General features: G+C 54.9%; 24 protein-coding genes and 1 tRNA gene. 11 read left to right on the top strand and 14 right to left on the bottom strand.

Translation table 11 applies throughout. The features are described 5' to 3' along the window. Positions 1–112: 112 nt before the first annotated feature. The 5 genes from AC8GFZ_RS08870 to AC8GFZ_RS08890 all read right to left on the bottom strand — a co-directional run bounded on the left by AC8GFZ_RS08870 (position 113) and on the right by AC8GFZ_RS08890 (position 4,552). Positions 113–550 carry a CBS domain-containing protein gene (locus AC8GFZ_RS08870; RefSeq protein WP_506644512.1) on the bottom strand — a complete coding sequence of 146 codons (438 nt, stop codon included), beginning with the start codon at positions 548–550 and terminating at the stop codon, positions 113–115. Between the two features lie 200 nt (positions 551–750). Beyond that, positions 751–1,893: an adenylate/guanylate cyclase domain-containing protein gene (locus AC8GFZ_RS08875; RefSeq protein ID WP_506644514.1), complete on the bottom strand. Its 1,143-nt coding sequence runs from the start codon at positions 1,891–1,893 to the stop codon at positions 751–753. Between the two features lie 198 nt (positions 1,894–2,091). Continuing rightward, the gene (locus tag AC8GFZ_RS08880; protein ID WP_506644516.1) at positions 2,092–3,060 is read right to left on the bottom strand and encodes a Bug family tripartite tricarboxylate transporter substrate binding protein; all 969 of its coding nucleotides are present in this window, start codon (positions 3,058–3,060) and stop codon (positions 2,092–2,094) included. A 142-nt stretch (positions 3,061–3,202) separates the two neighbouring features. Further along, positions 3,203–3,847 carry a hypothetical protein gene (locus AC8GFZ_RS08885; RefSeq protein ID WP_506644518.1) on the bottom strand — a complete coding sequence of 215 codons (645 nt, stop codon included), beginning with the start codon at positions 3,845–3,847 and terminating at the stop codon, positions 3,203–3,205. Positions 3,848–4,351: 504 nt separating this feature from the next. After that, entirely contained in the window at positions 4,352–4,552 is a 201-nt protein-coding gene (locus AC8GFZ_RS08890; protein ID WP_506644520.1) for a hypothetical protein, read from the bottom strand. 33 nt (positions 4,553–4,585) lie between these two features. Here AC8GFZ_RS08890 and AC8GFZ_RS08895 point away from each other — a divergent pair, with 33 nt between their 5' ends. Both AC8GFZ_RS08895 and AC8GFZ_RS08900 read left to right on the top strand, forming a co-directional pair. Beyond that, the gene (locus tag AC8GFZ_RS08895) at positions 4,586–5,032 is read left to right on the top strand and encodes a VOC family protein (protein WP_506644521.1); all 447 of its coding nucleotides are present in this window, start codon (positions 4,586–4,588) and stop codon (positions 5,030–5,032) included. A 60-nt stretch (positions 5,033–5,092) separates the two neighbouring features. Further along, positions 5,093–5,323: a hypothetical protein gene (locus AC8GFZ_RS08900; RefSeq protein WP_506644523.1), complete on the top strand. Its 231-nt coding sequence runs from the start codon at positions 5,093–5,095 to the stop codon at positions 5,321–5,323. An 8-nt stretch (positions 5,324–5,331) separates the two neighbouring features. On the opposite strand, the gene AC8GFZ_RS08905 is transcribed toward AC8GFZ_RS08900, so the two are convergent. The 6 genes from AC8GFZ_RS08905 to AC8GFZ_RS08930 all read right to left on the bottom strand — a co-directional run bounded on the left by AC8GFZ_RS08905 (position 5,332) and on the right by AC8GFZ_RS08930 (position 9,082). Further along, the gene (locus tag AC8GFZ_RS08905; protein WP_506644525.1) at positions 5,332–5,811 is read right to left on the bottom strand and encodes a CvpA family protein; all 480 of its coding nucleotides are present in this window, start codon (positions 5,809–5,811) and stop codon (positions 5,332–5,334) included. 188 nt (positions 5,812–5,999) lie between these two features. Next, positions 6,000–7,289, bottom strand: coding sequence for a TAXI family TRAP transporter solute-binding subunit (locus AC8GFZ_RS08910; RefSeq protein WP_506644526.1), 1,290 nt, complete (start codon positions 7,287–7,289; stop codon positions 6,000–6,002). Between the two features lie 169 nt (positions 7,290–7,458). After that, positions 7,459–7,535 (bottom strand) — tRNA-Pro (locus AC8GFZ_RS08915). Between the two features lie 47 nt (positions 7,536–7,582). Further along, entirely contained in the window at positions 7,583–7,864 is a 282-nt protein-coding gene (locus tag AC8GFZ_RS08920) for a hypothetical protein (RefSeq protein WP_506644527.1), read from the bottom strand. A 98-nt stretch (positions 7,865–7,962) separates the two neighbouring features. Then, positions 7,963–8,139, bottom strand: a complete 177-nt coding sequence (locus AC8GFZ_RS08925) for a hypothetical protein (RefSeq protein WP_506644528.1) — start codon at positions 8,137–8,139, stop codon at positions 7,963–7,965. Between the two features lie 13 nt (positions 8,140–8,152). Continuing rightward, a complete protein-coding gene (locus AC8GFZ_RS08930; protein ID WP_506645103.1) occupies positions 8,153–9,082 on the bottom strand; it encodes a polyprenyl synthetase family protein in 930 nt (309 codons plus the stop codon). 282 nt (positions 9,083–9,364) lie between these two features. On the opposite strand from AC8GFZ_RS08930, the gene rplU reads away from it, so the two are divergent. From rplU to proB, 4 genes are all read left to right on the top strand, one after another. Then, complete coding sequence (rplU, locus tag AC8GFZ_RS08935; RefSeq protein WP_506644529.1) at positions 9,365–9,676, top strand: 50S ribosomal protein L21; 312 nt, start codon at positions 9,365–9,367, stop codon at positions 9,674–9,676. An 11-nt stretch (positions 9,677–9,687) separates the two neighbouring features. Then, positions 9,688–9,945 (top strand): 50S ribosomal protein L27, encoded by a 258-nt coding sequence (gene rpmA / locus AC8GFZ_RS08940; protein ID WP_506644530.1) that lies wholly within the window; start codon positions 9,688–9,690, stop codon positions 9,943–9,945. Positions 9,946–10,009: 64 nt separating this feature from the next. Further along, positions 10,010–11,098, top strand: coding sequence for a GTPase ObgE (gene obgE / locus AC8GFZ_RS08945; RefSeq protein WP_506644531.1), 1,089 nt, complete (start codon positions 10,010–10,012; stop codon positions 11,096–11,098). Between the two features lie 14 nt (positions 11,099–11,112). Next, positions 11,113–12,252, top strand: coding sequence for a glutamate 5-kinase (gene proB / locus AC8GFZ_RS08950; protein ID WP_506644532.1), 1,140 nt, complete (start codon positions 11,113–11,115; stop codon positions 12,250–12,252). A 39-nt stretch (positions 12,253–12,291) separates the two neighbouring features. Here proB and AC8GFZ_RS08955 read toward each other — a convergent pair whose 3' ends face one another. Then, complete coding sequence (locus AC8GFZ_RS08955) at positions 12,292–12,900, bottom strand: RNA pyrophosphohydrolase (protein ID WP_506644533.1); 609 nt, start codon at positions 12,898–12,900, stop codon at positions 12,292–12,294. A 107-nt stretch (positions 12,901–13,007) separates the two neighbouring features. On the opposite strand from AC8GFZ_RS08955, the gene AC8GFZ_RS08960 reads away from it, so the two are divergent. Then, positions 13,008–14,753 carry a proline--tRNA ligase gene (locus AC8GFZ_RS08960; protein ID WP_506644534.1) on the top strand — a complete coding sequence of 582 codons (1,746 nt, stop codon included), beginning with the start codon at positions 13,008–13,010 and terminating at the stop codon, positions 14,751–14,753. Here the strand turns inward: AC8GFZ_RS08960 and AC8GFZ_RS08965 are convergent. Next, positions 14,750–15,088, bottom strand: coding sequence for a BrnA antitoxin family protein (locus AC8GFZ_RS08965; RefSeq protein ID WP_506644535.1), 339 nt, complete (start codon positions 15,086–15,088; stop codon positions 14,750–14,752). The genes AC8GFZ_RS08960 and AC8GFZ_RS08965 overlap by 4 nt on opposite strands. After that, a complete protein-coding gene (locus tag AC8GFZ_RS08970) occupies positions 15,039–15,320 on the bottom strand; it encodes a BrnT family toxin (RefSeq protein WP_506644536.1) in 282 nt (93 codons plus the stop codon). The genes AC8GFZ_RS08965 and AC8GFZ_RS08970 overlap by 50 nt, the downstream gene beginning before the upstream one ends. Before the next feature lie 205 nt (positions 15,321–15,525). Between AC8GFZ_RS08970 and AC8GFZ_RS08975 the strand changes: the two genes are divergently transcribed. The 4 genes from AC8GFZ_RS08975 to AC8GFZ_RS08990 all read left to right on the top strand — a co-directional run bounded on the left by AC8GFZ_RS08975 (position 15,526) and on the right by AC8GFZ_RS08990 (position 19,076). Continuing rightward, positions 15,526–16,167 carry a transglycosylase SLT domain-containing protein gene (locus AC8GFZ_RS08975; RefSeq protein WP_506644537.1) on the top strand — a complete coding sequence of 214 codons (642 nt, stop codon included), beginning with the start codon at positions 15,526–15,528 and terminating at the stop codon, positions 16,165–16,167. Positions 16,168–16,240: 73 nt separating this feature from the next. Then, positions 16,241–17,260 carry a TRAP transporter substrate-binding protein gene (locus AC8GFZ_RS08980; protein WP_506644538.1) on the top strand — a complete coding sequence of 340 codons (1,020 nt, stop codon included), beginning with the start codon at positions 16,241–16,243 and terminating at the stop codon, positions 17,258–17,260. After that, complete coding sequence (locus AC8GFZ_RS08985) at positions 17,257–17,793, top strand: TRAP transporter small permease (protein ID WP_506644539.1); 537 nt, start codon at positions 17,257–17,259, stop codon at positions 17,791–17,793. Before AC8GFZ_RS08980 ends, AC8GFZ_RS08985 begins: the two co-directional genes overlap by 4 nt. Beyond that, positions 17,790–19,076 (top strand): TRAP transporter large permease, encoded by a 1,287-nt coding sequence (locus tag AC8GFZ_RS08990; RefSeq protein WP_506644540.1) that lies wholly within the window; start codon positions 17,790–17,792, stop codon positions 19,074–19,076. Before AC8GFZ_RS08985 ends, AC8GFZ_RS08990 begins: the two co-directional genes overlap by 4 nt. Positions 19,077–19,083 lie beyond the last annotated feature (7 nt).

Genomic DNA, 19,083 nt, shown 5'->3' on the forward strand with positions numbered 1-19,083 from the left:
CGATCAGTTCAGCAGCCTATATCAAATCCAGGGGTGAGGCAACGCCCCCACAGCCTTGGCCCATGAACCCATGTAGATGCCTTCAACAAGTGTCAGGCTCGGTTCAATGCAGTCAAACACCATGCCCTTTGATATAGGTTTCAAGAAACTTGATTTGATTGCCTTGTAACTCAATGATGTTTTTGACCAAGTCGCCCACAGAAATCACGCCAATGACTTTGCTTTTTTCAAGCACTGGCAAGTGCCTGATGTGCTTGTGAACCATGATCGCCATGCACTCTTCCAACGAGTTCGCGAGTGAAACAGTCAGTGGGTTGGGCGTCATGACCTTTGCAACCAACACTTGTGCGGGATTGTTATGCGGCAACAACACCTTGATGGCGCAATCCCCCTGTGAAACGATACCCATCAACGCGCCGTCATCGATGACCAAGACGGCCCTGACGCGGAAATCACGCATGATTTTCAGCACATCTGCTATCGAGTCAGTCGAGCGTACTGAGAAGATGGTGTTGCTTTTTTGGTCAATAATTTTTTTTACTGTTGTCATACGAAGTAACCTAAAGATTGAAATTTTACAGCAGCTGCTGTTCTGAAAAGGCGTGTGAGGTTTTCAAAAGACTGGCCGGGGAATGAGCGCATCTAATTGAATCCCGTGCGCGGCCTGCACTGGGCCAACAGATTTCACGTAGGCCAACTGTGCGCGATGCATGGTGTTCGCACGACTGAGTGTTTGAGCAATAGAACCACTCAGGCGTTGTGGTCCATCCAATCTGTGACCAACTGCTTTGATTGAGCGACTTGTTCCGGTTTGAGTCTTTTCAACAAAATATCTCTGTTGGAAATGCTGTCAGAGTCCCCTTTTCGGGCAGCCAAAGAGAACCACATGTGCGCCTGCACGATGTCCACATCACAGCCTTTTCCGGATGTCAGACACACACCCAAATTAAACTGGGCTTCGATATCGCCCTGGTTGGCTGCTTTTTCGTACCAGTAAAAAGCTTTTCGCAGATTGACGGGACAACCGCGCCCCTGCTCCATCATCATCGCCAAGTTAAATTGAGATTCTGGGCTTCCATTGGTGGCCGCTTTTGTGTACCAGCGTATCGCCTCAGTCTCGTTCACGGCAACGCCTTCTCCGTTCTCGTAGATGTAGCCAAGCTGGTAACTGGCACCTAAATCACCTTGCAAAGCTTGCAGCATCAGGCCTTTCATCTCCTTTGTGACTTCGGGTGCTGCTGCCGGGCCTTGTGGGGGGCTTGTCGGCGTGCGTGAATCTGCTGGTTTTGGGGCCTCGTACTTGATGGGCGACTTATCGATGCTGATGTCAAACACATCAATGGGATCTTCAATGTTTTTAAGCATTTGAGGCCCTCTGGCGTAAAAAGCTACGCTATCGAATCTTTTGCGAACTTCTGCGTGCACACTGTTGGAGATGCAAATACCGCCAGGTATACCGATGGATTCCAATCGAGCGGCAATGTTGATTCCCTCGCCCATCAAGTCATTGCCCTGAATGATGACGTCACCCAAATTGATGCCCACGCGAAAGTGCGCTTGGTTTTCAACTTGATTGACTGCATTTCTTTGTTTCAAAAGTTTTTGAAATTCAATGGCAGCCGTGACTGCATCCACAGGGCTGCTAAATTCGGCGATCACAGAATCGCCTGCTGTATTGAAGATGCGCCCGTAATGTGCGGCAATGGCTTTGTCAATGTGGGCTCTGGATTCCTTTAACTTCTTGAGTGTTCCCGCTTCATCTTCACCGATGGCTTTGCTGAAACCGACCATATCGGAGGCAAGAATCACGGCCATTTTTCTTCTGGGCTTATCGTCGGACATTGGCTGTTCTCCATGGGTCAATTGACCATGAAATAGGGTGTAAAAATTCATTTTAGTCGGTGGTTAACCAACTCATATGAGAAAAATGCAAATGATCGACCCATGCAAAAGCCCTGGACTTTGCATCCAGGGCTTGAGCTTGTGAGACTTTGCCCCCAGCGTGGTGACAGTGGCTGATCCTGGGGCTGGCAGAGCTGGGAGGCCACTGGAAAACTGTGCGCTGATGTGCGCACAGTGTTCTTGGGTTGTTCAGTTGGGCTTGATGTTGTTGTCTTCAGCCACTTTTTTCCACAGTTGAATTTCAGACGAAATCAACTTGGCAAACTCTTCTGGTTTGCTGGTCAGTGTGACGACCGACTTGCTGGTCAGCGATTTTTGTACTTCCGGCAGAGCCATGACGCGGACCACCTCTTCATTCAGTCGCTTGATGATGGGCGCTGGTGTTCCAGCAGGGGCCAGCAGCCCGTACCAAAGAGAGGCTTTCATGTCCACACCCAATTCCTGAAGTGTTGGAACGGTGGGGTGGTCTTTTAAGCGTTCGCCAGCAGTCACCGCCAAGGCTTTGACACGCCCGCTTTGCAAGAAGGTGGTTGCCGGCCCCACATCTGCCATCACCATGGTGACGTCTCCTGCGATCACCGCAGAAATGCCTTCGGTGGTGCTTTTGTAGGGAATGTATGTGAAGCGCGCACCCGTCTTGCTTTTGAACAGCTCGTTGATCAATTGGAACGAAGAAGATGGAGCGGCATAGTTGGAGAGGTTGGGGTTTAGCTTGGATGCAGCCACCAGCTCAGCGACGTTTTTGGCTGGGTTGTTGTTATTGACCAAGATCATCAAGGGTGAATCGCCAAACAAAGCGATTGGCGCAAAATCGTTGGGTCCGTAAGGCAGTTTGGCGTTGAGCACATGGTTGAAAACAATGGGTCCTGGTGCGCCCATGAGCAATGTGTAACCATCCGGCTTGGCCTTGGCCACATAGGAAGCGCCAATGATGGATGCCACACCCGGTTTGTTTTCCACCACGACGGATTGACCCAAACCAGCTGGCATTTTTTCAGCCAAGATTCTGGCCATTTGGTCCACCCCACCGCCAGCGGAGTAGCCCACCACAATCGTGATGGGTTTGACGGGGTAATCTTGGGCATGGGCGCTGAGTGAAGTCAAGGTGAAGCTCGCCGTGACAAGCAGGCCGGCAACACAGGAAAGGTAAGTTTTCATCGAAGTCTCCTCATTGAGGTGTAAATGTACATCCGTCAGTGGTTGATGCTTGAAGGTGTGTATTGGGAAAAGGATGGCCACCCAAAGGGTCAAAGGTCGCTTGGGCGCGCCAACACCAACGGCCCTGTCAATGGACAGGCCTTCACACCCGGTTGTTTTGCACGGCACAGCTTTCATCAATGGATGGCGAGGATGCCACTGAGTTCAGCAACGATTCAATCATGGGGATAAAAGTTTCGATGGGTTCACTTGGGTAGTGGGGGTCGCAGGTGGCTTGGTCATAGAGTTTGACAAATTCTGCAGTCCAGTCAAAGAAGGGGTGACCACGCCACTGTTCACGTTCATGCCGATCTATTCCAGACAAGTGGTGCGCATGAAAATTTTGAAAGACCGCATGGTTGCGCAGCATCCAGTGGTTGCGTTCGGAAATATGCGGGCCCAACAGCACAGATGCAAATTCACCATGGTTGCTGTAGGAAGTGATGTAGCCCACGTCATGAAAAAGAGCCACCACCACATCCTCTTGCGACAAGCCATCGCGCAATGCCATGGTCGCTGATTGCAGTGCATGTCTGTACATGTTGACGCGGTAGCCAAAAGATGCGTCGTCGGCGCTGACGGTGAGCATGCGAAGCAGGTGCGCTGTTTTGGCTTGCGATATGTATGTTGTTCGCTGCGCCTCGAGAGACTTCCAGTCGGGCGCGGTGAAGGCCTCAATGCTTTGTTTTTCTACATAAACCCAATCGGAATGACCCAGGGGCGAATAGCTGTCTTGCAATATGTTCATTTATGCAAAAAAATAAAAAAGCCAAAAGCAGATAGATATGAGTATATTGGCAGTTCACAAATTCCCCATTCATATTTACCCACCCCCTCCATCCGAACATGGTTCTTGACGGGTCATGACCTGGCGTGGCTTGGATGCAAACCCATTGACTTGGATCAAAGCCAGCAGCTTGGCTTGAGAACAAAATTTTGGTGAGGTCATCGATTCATTTCAACCAAACCAAAGGGGGCTCGCATGATTCAATCTTTGCATTCTCTGACGCTATCTGTGCCGGATTTGGATGTCGGGAAAAATTTTTACACCTGCATGGGCTTGAACGCTCGGCTGGAGGATGAGGCTTATGTCTTCCGCTGTGAAGGACGCGATCAGGACCAATTGCGCTTGATCAAGGGCCCCCAAAAAGAAATAGCGTGGATGACATGGGCTACCCATCAAAAGGGCTATGCACAAATTTTAAAAACGCTGTTGGATATAAAGATTGATTTTCAGCACACCCATGAAGGTTCAAATTCTGGTCATTCGCCCGAGCAAAGCCTTTGGTTGCGTGACCCAGATGGCATGCTGCTGAATATTGTCGTGTCTGAAAGTGCGGTTCAAAGCCGCGATGCCGTCAAGTTGAATCACCCCGGCGAGGCGTTTCATCGCATTGCTGAGCGCGGGGCGCCTGATCGCCATGTGGATGCGCGCCCCAGAAAGCTGGGGCATGTGCTCAAATTTTCAACGGATGTGAATCGTCTGGTGGATTTCTACACAAAGGTTTTGGGCATGAAGCTCTCGGACAGGATCGGCGACAAAGAGGTTGCTTTTTTGCGGTGTTCGGGTGACAGCGATCACCACACCTTGGCCTTGGCATTGAGCCAGTCACCTGGCTTGCACCATTGCTCTTGGGAGATGGGCAACCTGGATCAAATTCAATTGTGTGCCCAACGCTTGATAGATGCCGGCTACCAAGACAGCTGGGGTGTAGGACGCCACATTTACGGCTCCAATTATTTTCACTATGTGCGCGACCCATGGGGTAGCTTGTGTGAGTTTTATTGGGACATTGACTTTATTGCCGAAGATTCGGATTGGAACGTGCAGGTCGCCAGCGCCAGTGGCTCGACATTGCATGAAAATTTATACCAATGGGCCTCCAGCCCACCGCCTGAAGATTTTTTGAAAAATTACGAGGCCGTCCATTGAATCGACTGGCCACTGGCCCATGGAGGCATTCAAAGGTTCATCGCATGGGGCAGGGTTTAAATGCCAGCCCGTTGGCAACTCAGGCATCAGGTTTTAGAAGTTCGTGTCGATCTTCTGGGTGTCAAGAGGTTTTTATGGACCTCTCCCTTCTCTGAAAGCAAGGCCATGGGCTATTTGATCTCTTTTCTTTTGGGTATTTTTGTCGCAACAGTAGGCGTCAGCGGCGCAGCATCTGTGTTGGACAAGGCTGTGAAACACACGCAGGCGTATATGAAAGAGTCGGTGAAATAAAGGGTGGTTCAGGGTGTTTGAACACTGGACTTCATGCTTTGAAGAATAAAGTGTGTGACGTCGGCCTCCACTGTATTTTTCCACCAAGATGCGTTTCGCCATTCAGACAAATTGATGATGGAAGACGCAGCCAGCAACACAAAAATACCGGAAAACATGCCCAAAATGCCGCCCAGCGTTCGGTGGGCTGGTTGCGGGCCGCTGCGGGTGAAAAGCTTTTTGTGCAAAACCACTGCTTGGTGACCCAATATCAATGTGCCAATCAAAGCGATCAAGGCGCCTAAATTGTCTCTCATGTATTCGCCCGGCCCGCTCAAGGGTAACCACTGTGCAATGCCAGGGCCCAATTTAACAAAAGCCACAAATGCCGCGAAGAATCCCAGCATTGACAGGGCTTGGGGCAGCCATCCGCGGTAGGCACCGATGATCACGGATATGAAAATGGTGGAGAGGAAGACCCAATCCAAATAGCTTAAACCAATGATCATTGATAAATTAAAGCGGTTCTTGCATGGTTTGATTTTAGGTTAATTTCGTATATTTTGAGGTTTTGTGTGTTTTAAATCAAAAAAATTCACTCGGAAAAATGATGGAAAGGTAAATGCAGACTTATTTAAGCAAATTAACCTCATACATAAATGTTGTAAATACAGAAATAATAGGAGACGCCGGTCCATTAAGGGCGTTCTGTGAACCTGTGAATTTGACCCCTCACCAACTCGATATGCTCTCGCAACACATACACATCAGATGAGGACAAGGATAAATTTTCCTGAACAATTCCCTCTTCAATGCGGTTAAGCATGGATTCATATTCCACAGCAGATAGTGAAGGGGATTTAGAGTGCATGCGTTTTTCCACGTCCGCCAAGGACTTGTATAACTTGGAAAACTTTCTGCTGGTGCGCCATTTGATGATGGATGGGATGAATTTCAGCATCGGGAAAATAACAAGCATCAAAGGCACCAAAGTCTTTGCCAATCGCTCAACAATGCTGGCCAATTCAAATGGCAAATATTGGGATAGAAACGGCATTCCTTTTTTGTAAAAAATATCAGCCTCATCGCTCAAAGGAAGCCCGATATCTTTGTCCGATGGGAACTCTCCCTCTGCACTGATCAGGCTGGGCGCATGATGGGTTTTGTCCATGATGCTGAGCATTAAATACTGAATGGCCGGGTGCAGTTGGCGATTGACGACCAAGGTGTTGGTGACAGACACAGTGCGAAATTCGGTTCTTGGTTGTGCGGTTACCAAGTCGATGGTGGACGGAGCCAGTGGGGTGACATGCAAATATCTGAGATTTCGATGAAAGGCATCTGCGTCTTTCAGATCCACCTCCAAAATATCTGGGCTGGTAAACAGCGACTTGATATTTGGGTTTTCAGGGGGGTCCATGAAAAACCCCACGTCCAAACGACCTGCATTCAATAGCTCAATGCTTTCCTTGGGGGACACATCAAAAAACTGGGTGTTTTGCGGCGTGACACCCGACAGGCTCAAGAGTTGGAGGGCCAGAAATCCAACCCCGCTGCCTTGCGGACCCAGGTTCACCCGCATCCCTTTGAGTTGGCTCAAGTCTGTGAAAACAGGGGTTCCTTTTCGGCGAAAAACCCAAATGGGTTCATAAGAAATACTTCCCAGCGATCGAAGATCGGGTTTGCCCTTGGCGAGGTTCAAACCATCGTGGGTCAGAGCGAGATCGGCTTTGCCGTCGGTGACAAGTTGCAAGTTATCCAAAGCACCCCTGGTCTGGACGATTTCCAGCGAAATCCCTTCTTTGGCCAGAGCAGACTTGTAGCTGGATGCCACCTCATGAAAATAGCTGCCTTGCGAACCCGCTGCAATGCGCAAGTGTTGCGGCGGTGCGGGATAGATAAACCGCAAAAAAATGACCAGCAAGGCCAAACACATCGCCGTGGCCAGCCATATCTTTTTTAAAAAACCAATATTTTGAAACAACATATTTGTTTAATTTAACATTTTCTATTCGCCATTTCGCAATAAATTGATTCCTCGCATCTCAAGTCAATCAGCAGGGATGCCAGCTGTGCGAAGCCAGATGGCTTGGAGGCATCGATAGCCATAAAAAAACCCACTGAATTGGTGAGTTCAGTGGGCTGCATGGAGTCAATGGTCGGGGTGAGAGGATTCGAACCTCCGGCCTCCACGTCCCGAACGTGGCGCTCTACCAGGCTAAGCTACACCCCGATGGATATCAGTGTAACAAAGCACTGTGGTGCGACAGATGTGTGCCTTCATGGTTTTTTGCTGCTTTGATTGGTGTAAATCGCTGCTTGTTGCACTTTTTTAACGTGCAATAGGCACTCCGAACGCAAGCCGGAGACCTTGATGTTTTCGCAGGTATATGAGTTGGGCTGTACCTTGGCCATGCACAGAAATTTTTTGTCCGAGCTGGACATGGTGTCGCAAAAACGGGTGGCTTTTTGTTGCATCGCTGCACACATGGCCTTTTCATCGTTGTCGGTCAGTGCCTCGCAATCTTGCTGTTGGGCGTATGCCCACAAGGGAAGACACATCAGAAGGGTACAGCTTAATTTCTTCATGAACCTCTCTCTTGGCGCTGGCGCGAGAACGGATGGGTATCTGGGATGGCGTGTGGGCGTTGGCCGGGGAATCACGTTGGAGCGGGGGGCGAGGGTGTGGCCGGCGCTTCCTCCCCGAGGGATTCTTCGGTGCCGGGCTCTCCATCTGAAGCCTTGCGCTGTGTTTTTTGCTTGAGCTTGTCTTCCTTTTTGCGCTTTTTGGCCAACTCCTTTTGGCGTTTTTCATAGCTGTAATTGGGGGTTGCCATGGTGGGTCCTTTGTCAGGTTCTGCGGTTCAAGAGTTGAGCGGCCAATTGGTGCAAGGCCTCTCGGTAAGGTGAGGGGGGCAGGGCGCTGAGTACTGCCATGGCGCGTTGGGCCTCTGCGGCTGCGGCGGCTTGGGTCGCCTCCAAGGCCCCTGTGCTGCGCACAATGGTCACAATTTGTTGCAGGGCTTGCAAGTCCCCGGTTTCAATGGCGTTGCGGATGGTTTGGTTTTGTTCAGGGCTGCCGTTTTGCATGGCCAAGATCAAGGGCAAGGTGGTCTTGCCTTCGCGCAGGTCATCGCCCAAGTTTTTGCCGAAATCGGTGCTGTCGCCCGCGTAGTCCAACAAGTCGTCGACGACTTGGAAAGCGGTGCCCAGGGCTTGACCGTAAGTGGCGCAGGCTTGTTCGGTGGCTGCGTCAGAGTTGGCCAGGATGGGGGCCAAGCGTGCACTGGCTTCAAACAGTTTGGCGGTTTTGGAGCGAATCACCAACAAATAGTCGTCTTCACTCAGCGAGGCGTCATGGGTGTTCATCAGTTGCAACACCTCGCCTTCAGCGATCACGTTGGTGGCCTCGGCCAAGACTTCCATGACGCGCATTTGGCCACTTTCCACCATCATCTGAAAGGCCCGCGAGTACAAAAAGTCACCAACCAACACACTGGCGGGGTTGCCAAAGCTTTGGTTGGCAGTGGGGCGCCCACGGCGCAAGGTGGATTCGTCCACCACATCATCGTGCAGCAATGTGGCGGTATGGATAAATTCGACAACGGCCGCCATGGGGTGTCGCTGTGGCCCTTCAAAGCCAATGGCTTTGGCCATCAGCAGCAACAATGCGGGCCGCAGTCGCTTGCCGCCAGCGGCAATGATGTATTGTGAAACTTGGCCCACCAGTGGAACGCCCGAGGACAGGCGATCGTGAATGATGCGATCCACTTCAGACATATCCTGGGCGATCAAGGACAGGGCTGTGGTGGAGGCGTCAGGCAAAGTTGACAAGTGGTGTGGGCTCTGGGTAAGGGTTCAGATCATTATAGGTAAGGCTTTTAGACCCCACAGATGTCCCTGGGTCATGCCAATTCCTGTCGCAGCCTCGATGGGCCACATGAGGGCTCTGATCGGGCCGCAGATTGAAAATCAACCACTGGTTATAAATTCTGATAGAATTTCAGGTTCTTCAAAAATCCTTTTGGAGAGCCTTCGAAGAACATTTTCCCAGAGGTCCTTATGTACGCGGTCATAAAAACCGGTGGCAAACAGTATCGTGTTGCTGCTGGCGAAAAAATTAAAGTAGAACAGATTGCTGCGGACGTTGGCCAAGAGATTGTGATCGACCAAGTGCTCGCTGTCGGCAACGGCGCAGAGCTCAAGGTTGGCACACCCTTGGTGTCCGGTGCAACTGTCAAAGCCACAGTGTTGGCGCACGGCAAGCACGACAAAGTGCGCATTTTCAAAATGCGCCGTCGCAAGCACTATCAAAAACGCCAGGGGCATCGGCAGCAATTCACAGAGCTGCAAATCGCTTCCATTCAAGGTTGAGGGGCTAAGTCATGGCACAGAAAAAAGGCGGCGGCTCTACGCGCAACGGGCGTGATTCACAGCCCAAAATGTTGGGTGTCAAGGCGTTTGGTGGCGAGTTGGTGAGCGCAGGCTCCATCATCGTGCGCCAGCGCGGCACCAAGTTCCACCCCGGTACCAATGTCGGTATTGGCAAAGACCATTCCCTGTTCGCCTTGGTGGACGGTCATGTGAGTTTTGCTGTCAAGGGTGCTTTGAACAAGTCCACGGTCAATGTCAAACCCGCTTGATGTGCGGATTTGATGCTGACAAGCCCCGACTGGTCGGGGCTTTTTTATTGATTAAGATGCCTTTATGAAGTTCGTGGACGAAGCGCTGATTGACGTGATCGCCGGTGACGGTGGGAACGGCTGCGTCTCGTTTCGGCACGAAAAGTACAAAGAATTTGGCGGGCCCAATGGGGGCGACGGCGGACGCGGAGGCCATGTGTATGCGGTGGCCGACCCCAGCCTCAATACCTTGGTGGACTTTCGGTTTTCGCGCCGCCATGAGGCGCGAAAAGGCCAACATGGTTTGGGCTCCGACATGTTTGGTGCAGCGGGCGACGACATCACTTTGAAGATGCCCGTGGGCTCTGTCATCACCGACGCCGAAACCGGTGACGTGTTGTATGAAATGCTGGTGCCCGGCGAGAAAATCATGATCGCCAAAGGCGGGGATGGCGGCTTTGGCAACATGCGGTTCAAAAGCTCGATCAACCGTGCGCCGCGCCAAAAAACACCGGGCTGGCCTGGCGAGCGCAAAAACCTCAAACTCGAACTCAAAGTCTTGGCCGATGTGGGTTTGCTGGGCATGCCCAATGCGGGCAAATCCACCCTGATCACGGCCATTTCGAACGCCCGACCCAAGATCGCCGATTACCCCTTCACCACTTTGCACCCCAACTTGGGGGTGGTTCGGGTCGGCCCAGAGCAGAGCTTTGTGGTGGCCGATATCCCAGGCCTGATTGAAGGCGCTTCTGAAGGGGCCGGTTTGGGCCATCAGTTTTTGCGCCACTTGCAGCGCACCCGCTTGCTGTTGCACATGGTGGACTTTGCGCCCTTTGACGACAACATTGACCCTGTGGCACAAGCCAAGGCGATCGTGGGTGAGTTGAAAAAATACGACCAAGCCTTGTTTGACAAGCCGCGTTGGTTGGTGCTGAACAAAATTGACATGGTGGACGCCGATTCACGCGTGGCGCAAGTCAAAGAGTTTGTGCGCCGCATGCGTTACAAAGGGCCGGTGTTTGAAATTTCCGCCCTCACCCATGATGGTTGTGACGCTTTGTCCAAAGCCATTTATAAATATTTGCACGCCCAGCACCTGTCCACCTTGGCACCGGTCGATGTCGATCCGCGTTTTGCGGGCACGGCGGCCGATGTGCCTTCCACCCCCATGTGAATGGCGATTCACCGATGAGTGACAACGCTGCCCATGTCTTGCGCGATGCGCGCCGCTTGGTCATCAAGGTGGGCTCCACCTTGGTCACCAACGAAGGCAAAGGCTTAGATCAACAAGCCATCGGTGAGTGGTGTCGCCAAATGGGGGCTTTGGTGCGCGAGGGCCGCGAGGTCATCATGGTCTCCAGCGGGGCCATTGCCGAGGGCATGAAGCGTTTGGGCTGGAGCACCCGCCCGCATGAAATTCATGAGCTGCAAGCCGCAGCCGCTGTGGGGCAAATGGGCTTGGCGCAAATTTACGAATCGAGTTTGCGCGAACATGGTTTGGGCAGTGCCCAAGTGTTGCTCACCCACGCCGATTTGGCCGACCGCGAGCGCTATCTCAATGCCCGCTCTACCTTGCTCACCTTGCTGCAACACGGCGTGCTGCCGGTCATCAACGAAAACGACACGGTGGTCAACGACGAAATCAAGTTCGGCGACAACGACACCTTGGGGGCTTTGGTGGCCAACTTGGTCGATGCGGATGCGTTGATCATCTTGACCGACCAAAAAGGCCTGTACAGCGCTGACCCGCGGCGCGACCCTTCGGCCACCTTTGTTCACCAAGCACGGGCTGGTGACCCCAAGCTAGAGGATATGGCGGGTGGCGCTGGATCGAGCTTGGGCAAGGGCGGGATGATCACCAAAATATTGGCCGCTAAGCGGGCCGCAGGCTCGGGCGCTTCTACCGTCATCGCCTGGGGCCGCGAAACGGATGTGCTGCTGCGCTTGGCCCATGGCGAAGCCATTGGCACCTTGTTGGTGGCCCCCACGCAAAAGCAGCAAGCCCGCAAGCAGTGGATGGTGGACCACTTGCAACTGCGCGGGTCGGTGACGATTGATGGCGGTGCACTGGCCAAGCTCAGCTTGGAGGGTAAAAGCCTGCTGCCCATCGGCATGACCGCTGTGCAGGGCGATTTTTCGCGCGGTGATGTGATTGCCATTCGCGCCACCGATGGGCGCGAAATCGCCCGTGGTTTGGCCAACTATGCCAGCGCTGAGGCGCGCTTGTTGTGCCGCAAGCCGTCCACTGACATTGAAACATTGCTCGGTTATGTCGCCGAACCCGAGATGGTTCACCGCGACAACTTGGTTTTATTAGGCCAAGCCTAAGCCGCGTTCCTGGGGGTGCCGCGCCAAGCGGCCAAGGGCTCAGCGGTTGGTGCCGTCAGGGTGCGGATCAAAACTACCCCCTGGGGGAAGCTCCAGGCCCTCTGGTGCCTGTCCGTTCGGGTCAATTTGTCCCATCATGCGGGGCGTGGCTCGGTACAGCCGATGACGCCCATCTTGTCGCGGCAAATAGCGCGACAACTCGGTCAGCGCCATTTGATAAACCCCGCGTTTGAAATCCACCACCGCGTCCAAGGGCACCCAGTAATCGTTCCAGCGCCAAGCGTCAAATTCGGGGTGGTCGGTGGCGCGCAAATTCAGTTGCCAGTCGTGGGCCTGCATTTGCAGCAAGAACCAAATTTGCTTTTGTCCCTTGTAGTGCCCACGCGCTTCGCGCCGAACATAGCGGTCGGGCACCTCGTAGCGCAACCAGTCGCGGGTGCGCGCCACCACCCGCACATGGTCGGGTTGCAAACCCACTTCTTCGTGCAGTTCGCGGTACATGGCCTGCTCAGGGCTTTCGCCTCTATCGATTCCCCCCTGGGGGAACTGCCAGCTGTGGGTGCGGATCCGCTTGCCCCAAAACACCTGGTTTTTCTGGTTGAGCAGGATGATGCCGACGTTGGGTCGAAACCCTTCACGGTCAAGCATAATCAAACCTCAAAATTCTTAAACTGATCCCATTATGCACAGACAGTCCGCCCCATCAAGGGGTTCGACCCGAGTGCCATATCCCCCAGCCGGAACTTCCCCGCCCCATGAAAGCCTCTCAATTTCTCATCTCCACCCTCAAGGAAGCCCCGTCCGATGCCGAGGTCGCCAGCCACCAGCTGATGATGCGTGCCGGCATGATCAAAAAGCTGGGCGCGGGCATCTACACCTACATGCCCATGGGCTTGCGGGTGATCCGCAAGGTCGAAGCCATCGTTCGCGAGGAGATGAACCGCGCTGGCGCCATCGAGCTGACCATGCCGGTGGTGCAACCCTCCGAGTTGTGGCAAGAGACCGGCCGCTTTGAAAAAATGGGCCCCGAGTTGCTGCGCATCCAAGACCGCCATGGCCGCGACTTTGTGGTGCAGCCCACCAGCGAAGAGGTGGTCACCGACATCGCCCGCCAAGAATTGCGCAGCTACAAGCAACTGCCGAAAAACCTCTACCAAATCCAAACCAAATTCCGTGACGAGCGCCGCCCCCGTTTTGGGCTGATGCGTGGGCGTGAGTTCACCATGAAGGACGCCTACAGCTTTGACCGCGACGCCGACGCCGCCAAGGTCAGCTACCAAGTGATGGCGCAGGCTTACCGCGCCATCTTCGACCGCTTTGGCTTGCGCTACCGCGCGGTGGCCGCTGACAGTGGCGCGATTGGCGGCGACCTGAGCGAAGAGTTTCAAGTGATTGCCGCCACCGGCGAAGACGCCATCGTCTACTGCCCCAGCAGCGACTACGCCGCCAACATGGAAAAAGCCGAGGCCTTGGCCCCTCAAGGCGCACGGCCTGCCGCCACCCAAGCCTTGACCAAAACCCCCACCCCCGGCAAGAGCACTTGCGCCGATGTGGCCGAGCTGTTGGGCCTGTCTTTGACCAAAACCATTAAATCACTGGTTTTGGCGACAGATGAGCTCAATAAAGAGGGTGTTATCGTTAAATCACAGGTTTGGCTGCTCTTGGTGCGTGGCGATCACGATATGAACGAGGTCAAGGTGGGCAAGTTGGCGGGCTTTGAAAAAGGCTTCCGGTTTGCCACCATTGCCGAGATTGAAGACCATTTCGGCTGCAAACCTGGTTATTTAGGCCCTATCGGCTTGCAAAAGCCGTTAAAAATCGTCATCGACCGCGATGTGGCGGTGATGGCCGATTGGGTGTGTGGCGCCAACACGGTGGACTTTCACATGACCGGCGCCAATTGGGGCCGCGACCTGCCCGAGCCCGACATGGTGGCCGACATCCGCAATGTTGTGGAAGGCGACGCCTCGCCCGATGGCAAAGGCGTGTTGGCGATTGAGCGCGGCATTGAAGTGGGGCATATTTTTTACCTCGGCACCAAGTACAGCCAAGCCATGAACGCCACGTTTTTGGCCGACGACGGCAAGCCCAAGCACTTCGAGATGGGTTGCTACGGCATTGGCATCACCCGCTTGCCCGCCGCTGCCATCGAGCAAAACCACGATGCCAAAGGCATCATTTGGCCCGACGCCTTGGCGCCCTTCACGGTGGTGATTTGCCCCATCGGCCCTGACCGCAGCCCCGATGTCAAAGCCGCCGCCGACACGCTTTACGCCGACCTCATGGCTGCTGGCGTGGACGTGATTTTGGACGACCGCGGCGAGCGCCCCGGTGCCATGTTTGCCGATTGGGAGCTGATTGGCGTGCCGCACCGCGTGACCATTGGCGACAAAGGCCTCAAAGACGGTTTGGTGGAATACCAGCACCGGCGCGATACCGAGGCCAGCAAGGTGGCGGTGGGTGAGGTGTTGGGGTTGTTGATGGCAAAGTTGGGCGTTTAAACCCCTGTATCTGCTGAGGGTTCAATAGAGGGTTCAATAGGCGCATGGGCAGCCAATAATGATGCGGCCCTCGTCTGCCAGCCTTTACCGCTGGCGCGCCAACGCTGCAAAACATCTTCATCCAAGCGCAAAGTGGTGGGCACTTTGTGTTGGTCTTTCACGCTGCCAACAGGGCGGCCCCGCCATGCGGCTTTGGCCAAGGCCTTGCCTTCTTTTGCCGTGACAGATACACCTGCCACCTGCCAAATGCCGCGTAGCATGTCGGCCTCGGTCAACTCTGGTGCGTCATCCGGGTCGGTCCAAGGCTTGGCTGAATTTTTCGATTTCACGCTCATTGGCTTTCCTTAATGAAATGATGCGCCGGACTTCCCTGCGCGGCGTCCAGACGATGACCACCAAGCGCTCTTGCATCAGCGCCCAAGTGATGAATCTGTGTTCTTCGTAACCTTTTCGAGCATCTTCAAAGGTGAAGGAAACGCCAGCAAAAGCCTGTTGACAGTCCGCAAAATCCAAACCCCTGTGAAGAAGGGTTTCGTGCCGTTTTGCAGGGTCAAACTCGATCTGCATCTAATTAATTGTACATTTAATTAAGTGGATATATTGAAGCACGATGCGCAATGCCCAATGCGTTTGAGTGAATGAATCTGCCGTTAATGAAATGATCTTATGGATTTTTGTGCAATATTTGAAGTGGTTGTTCTGCCTCAAAACCACAACCCATTGCCCTTACGATGACACAGATGCTGCTTTTTGCAGGAAAAAAGGTGTTCGGATGATCCATCGGCGTTTCTGGTTGGCGTGTTGGGTGTGGGCCTGGCCCATAGCCTTGCTGGCCGGGCCGCAGCGCGAGGAGGATTTGGCCGATGCGGTGCGCCACGCTTTGCGCTCGGCAGTGGCGGCTACGGGTGCGCCGGCGCTGGCTGAGGTGGCCGACGCCAGCGCCCAAGCCGTGTGGGTGCAAAGCATGGCACCCCGCTGGGCGCGCTGGTTACAGCGCCAGCAAAAGTCAGGCCCCACAGGCGCAACCACTGCACCGGAGTGGGCACACGAGGCGATGCGGACAGAGGCCTTGCAAACCATTTGGTACGAAGCCCGCCGCGCTGGGCTGGAGCCGTCTTTGGTGCTGGGGCTGATCGAGGTGGAGAGCGGTTTTCGCAAGTTCGCCATCAGCTCAGCAGGTGCGCGGGGCCTGATGCAAGTGATGCCGTTTTGGGCGCGCAGCCTGGGCGAGGGTGACGCGGCGGTGTTGTTTCAACTGCAACCCAATTTGCGCTTTGGCTGCGTGATCTTGCGCCATTACCTGTCTCTGGAAGGGGGCGACCTCACTTTGGCCCTGGGTCGCTACAACGGCAGCCGGGGGCAAGCGGCTTATCCGCGTGCGGTGCTGGCGGCGCAAAAGCGCTGGGCGGGATGAGGTGGTGCTTGCGCCCTGGATAGAATGAATCGAGCCTAGCGGCGTTTTTCACATTGAACATGGAGCCCCCAATATGCTGAACCGTTTTCTTTTGGCCCTGACCGCCATGGTTTTGGTTGTGTCGTCCCTGACGGGGACAGCGCAAGCGCAAACCGTCGAATGGCGCTTTAACAACAGCTATCCTGCATCGCGGCCGGAGTCAGTGCAAATCCGCGCGTTTGCCGCCGATGTGGAAAAACGCACCAATGGCCGCATGAAGATTTCGGTGTCTGAAGGTGGGGCGCTGGGCCTGAAAGATGCGGATGCACTGCGCTTCATGCAAACCGGCGCACCCGAGCTGGGCTTCATCTGGCCGCCCTTCTTGGGCCGTGATGCGCCAGCGCTGGCCAACATATATGTGTACGGTTTGGTGTCAGGTGCCGACGAGCACCTCAAGGCCCTGCCCGCGCTCAAAGCGGTGCTGAAGGAAGGCATTGGCAAGTGGAACGTTGAAGTGCCCGGGTTTTTGGGCTTTTCCATCGTCGATGCTTCGCTGTTTTGCCGCGAGCCGGTGCGCAGCTTGGACGAATTGCGCAAGAAAAAACTGCGCGTGGGCAGCCGCGAACAAGTAGAGACCTTCAAGCGTTTGGGCGTGGCCGCGCAGATCGTGCCGCAAAACGAGTTGTACTCAGCCCTGCAAACCGGTGTGGTCGATTGCGCTTTGTACGCCGCCCGCTTTGCCAACAGCATCTCGCTGCAAGAGGTGGCCAAGCACGTGACGCCCACGGGCTTCCCGTTCCCGCCTGCCCCTTATGCGTTGATGGCGCACAAGGGCAAATGGGCGGCACTGGCACCTGACTTGAAAAAAGGCTTCAACGATGCCGTGGCCGAGTTGGAGCGGGTGAGCTTTAACTTCAGTGGTGACACCGAGGCCGAAAAAGCCGCCCGCGACAAGCTCACCAGCCAAGGCTCCACCTTCTACCCCGCCTTGCCCGGTGCCGACCAAGCCGCTTTGCGCAAGTCGGCCCTGGAGACCTGGGACGTGTTGGCCAAAGAAACGGGCGGTGACGCCATCGTCTTTCGCCAACGTGTGCTCGACGCCCTGCCCAAATGACGCTTGAGGTCCGCAGGCCCCACCCGGCATGGGTGGTGGCGGTTGAGCGCGCCTTGCTTGGTCTTTGCACAGCCGTGTCGGCCATTGGTGCCGCGTCTTTGGCGGGCATGTTTGCCCTGGTGCTGGCTGCTGTGGTGATGCGCTACGGCTGGAGCCGACCGCTGGCCTTTACCGAAGAGTTGTGCGGCCTGCTGATGACCTTGGCGGTGTTCACCCTGTTGCCAATGACGGTACTCAAGGAAATCAACATCCGCGTCACTGTGGTGTCGCAGGTTTTGCCGGCACTGGGGCAGCGTGTGTTGTTTGTGCTGGGGCAACTGATTTTGTGGGCTTTTGTGGCGGTGTTCGTTTACCAAGCCGGCGGCATCAGCGAGTTCACCAGCATGCTCGGCCTCAAAACCGAGCAGTCGCGTTTGCCCTTGGCGCCCTTCATGTGGACGGCCACCGTGGCCATGGGTTTGGTGGGGGTGGTCGGGGTGTGGCGCACTTTTTACCCCGTGCAGCCTGCGCCCGAAGACGAGGTGCACCCATGATTTGGGCCTTTTTGGGGGGCGTGCTGGGTTTGACGGTGATGTCGGGCGCGGTTCTCGGTGCAGCCCTGGGACTGACCGGTTTTGCCATTTTGGAAATTTTTGGCGGCGGCGTCACGCGTTTGGGCGTTCAAGCCGTGTTCAATGTGCTGGCCGAGTTCACCCTGACCGCCATCCCTTTGTTCATTTTGCTTGGAGATGTGTTGGTCGCCAGTGGCTTGGCCACGGGCATTTACAAGGCCATGTCGCCGCTGTTTGGCCGCTTGCGGGGCGGTTTGCTGCACACCAACATCGCGGTGTGCACCGTGTTTGGGGCGGTGAGTGGCTCGTCCATGTCGGTGTCGGCGGCGGTGGGCTCGGTGGCCTACCCCGAGCTGTCGCAGCGTGGCTACGACCGCCGCTTGGTGGTGGGCTCCTTGGCCGGTGGCGGCACTTTGGGCTTGTTGATCCCGCCCAGCTTGTCGCTCTTGATTTATGGCGCGCTGACCGACACCTCGATTGGCAAGTTGTTTTTGGCCGGTGTGCTTCCCGGTTTGATGATGGCGGCCTTGTTCATGGTCTACATCGAGATCACGGTGCGCCGCCAACCCAGTTTGGCCCCACAAGAACCACGCATGCCCTGGGGCGAGACCTTGCGCGCCACCATGGCGGTGTGGCCCATATTGGTGCTGATCTTGGCGGTCTTGGGCAGCTTGTTTGCAGGCATCGCCACCCCCACCGAATCGGCTGCTGTGGGTGTGGCTGCGGCGGTTTTGTTGGGCTTCACCATGGGCGACTTGACCTGGCCCAAATTGGCAAAAACCTTTTTGAGCTCGGCCAGCACCTTTGCGGTGATCGCCCTGGTGTTCATGGGTGCGGTCATCTTGGCCCAGTCCATCAGCCTGATGCAGCTGCCGCAAAAAATGCTCGAAACCATCTCCGGCGTGGGCATGTCGCCCCTGGTGCTGCTGGTGGTGATTGTGTTCATTTACCTGCTGCTGGGCATGATCTTTGACGGCCTCTCCATGATGGTGATGACCTTGCCGGTGGTGTTTCCGCTCATGACCGGCTTGGGCTTTGACGCGATTTGGCTGGGCGTGGTGATCACCATGATGGTGGAGATCGGCATGCTCACCCCGCCTGTGGGCATGAACCTGTTTGTGCTGGTGGGCATTACCCAGGGCAAAGTCACTCTGGCCGAGGCGGCCATGGGCGCCTTGCCTTTTTGGATTTTGCTCATGGTGGGGGTGGCCATATTGACTGTTGTCCCTGGCATTGCCACTTGGTTGCCCAGCGTGGCTTTGTGATGGCGGC

Origin of the sequence: Limnohabitans rimovensis (SeqCode) (assembly GCF_965234775.1) — a bacterium.
Classification (GTDB): Bacteria; Pseudomonadota; Gammaproteobacteria; order Burkholderiales; family Burkholderiaceae_C; genus Limnohabitans; species Limnohabitans rimovensis.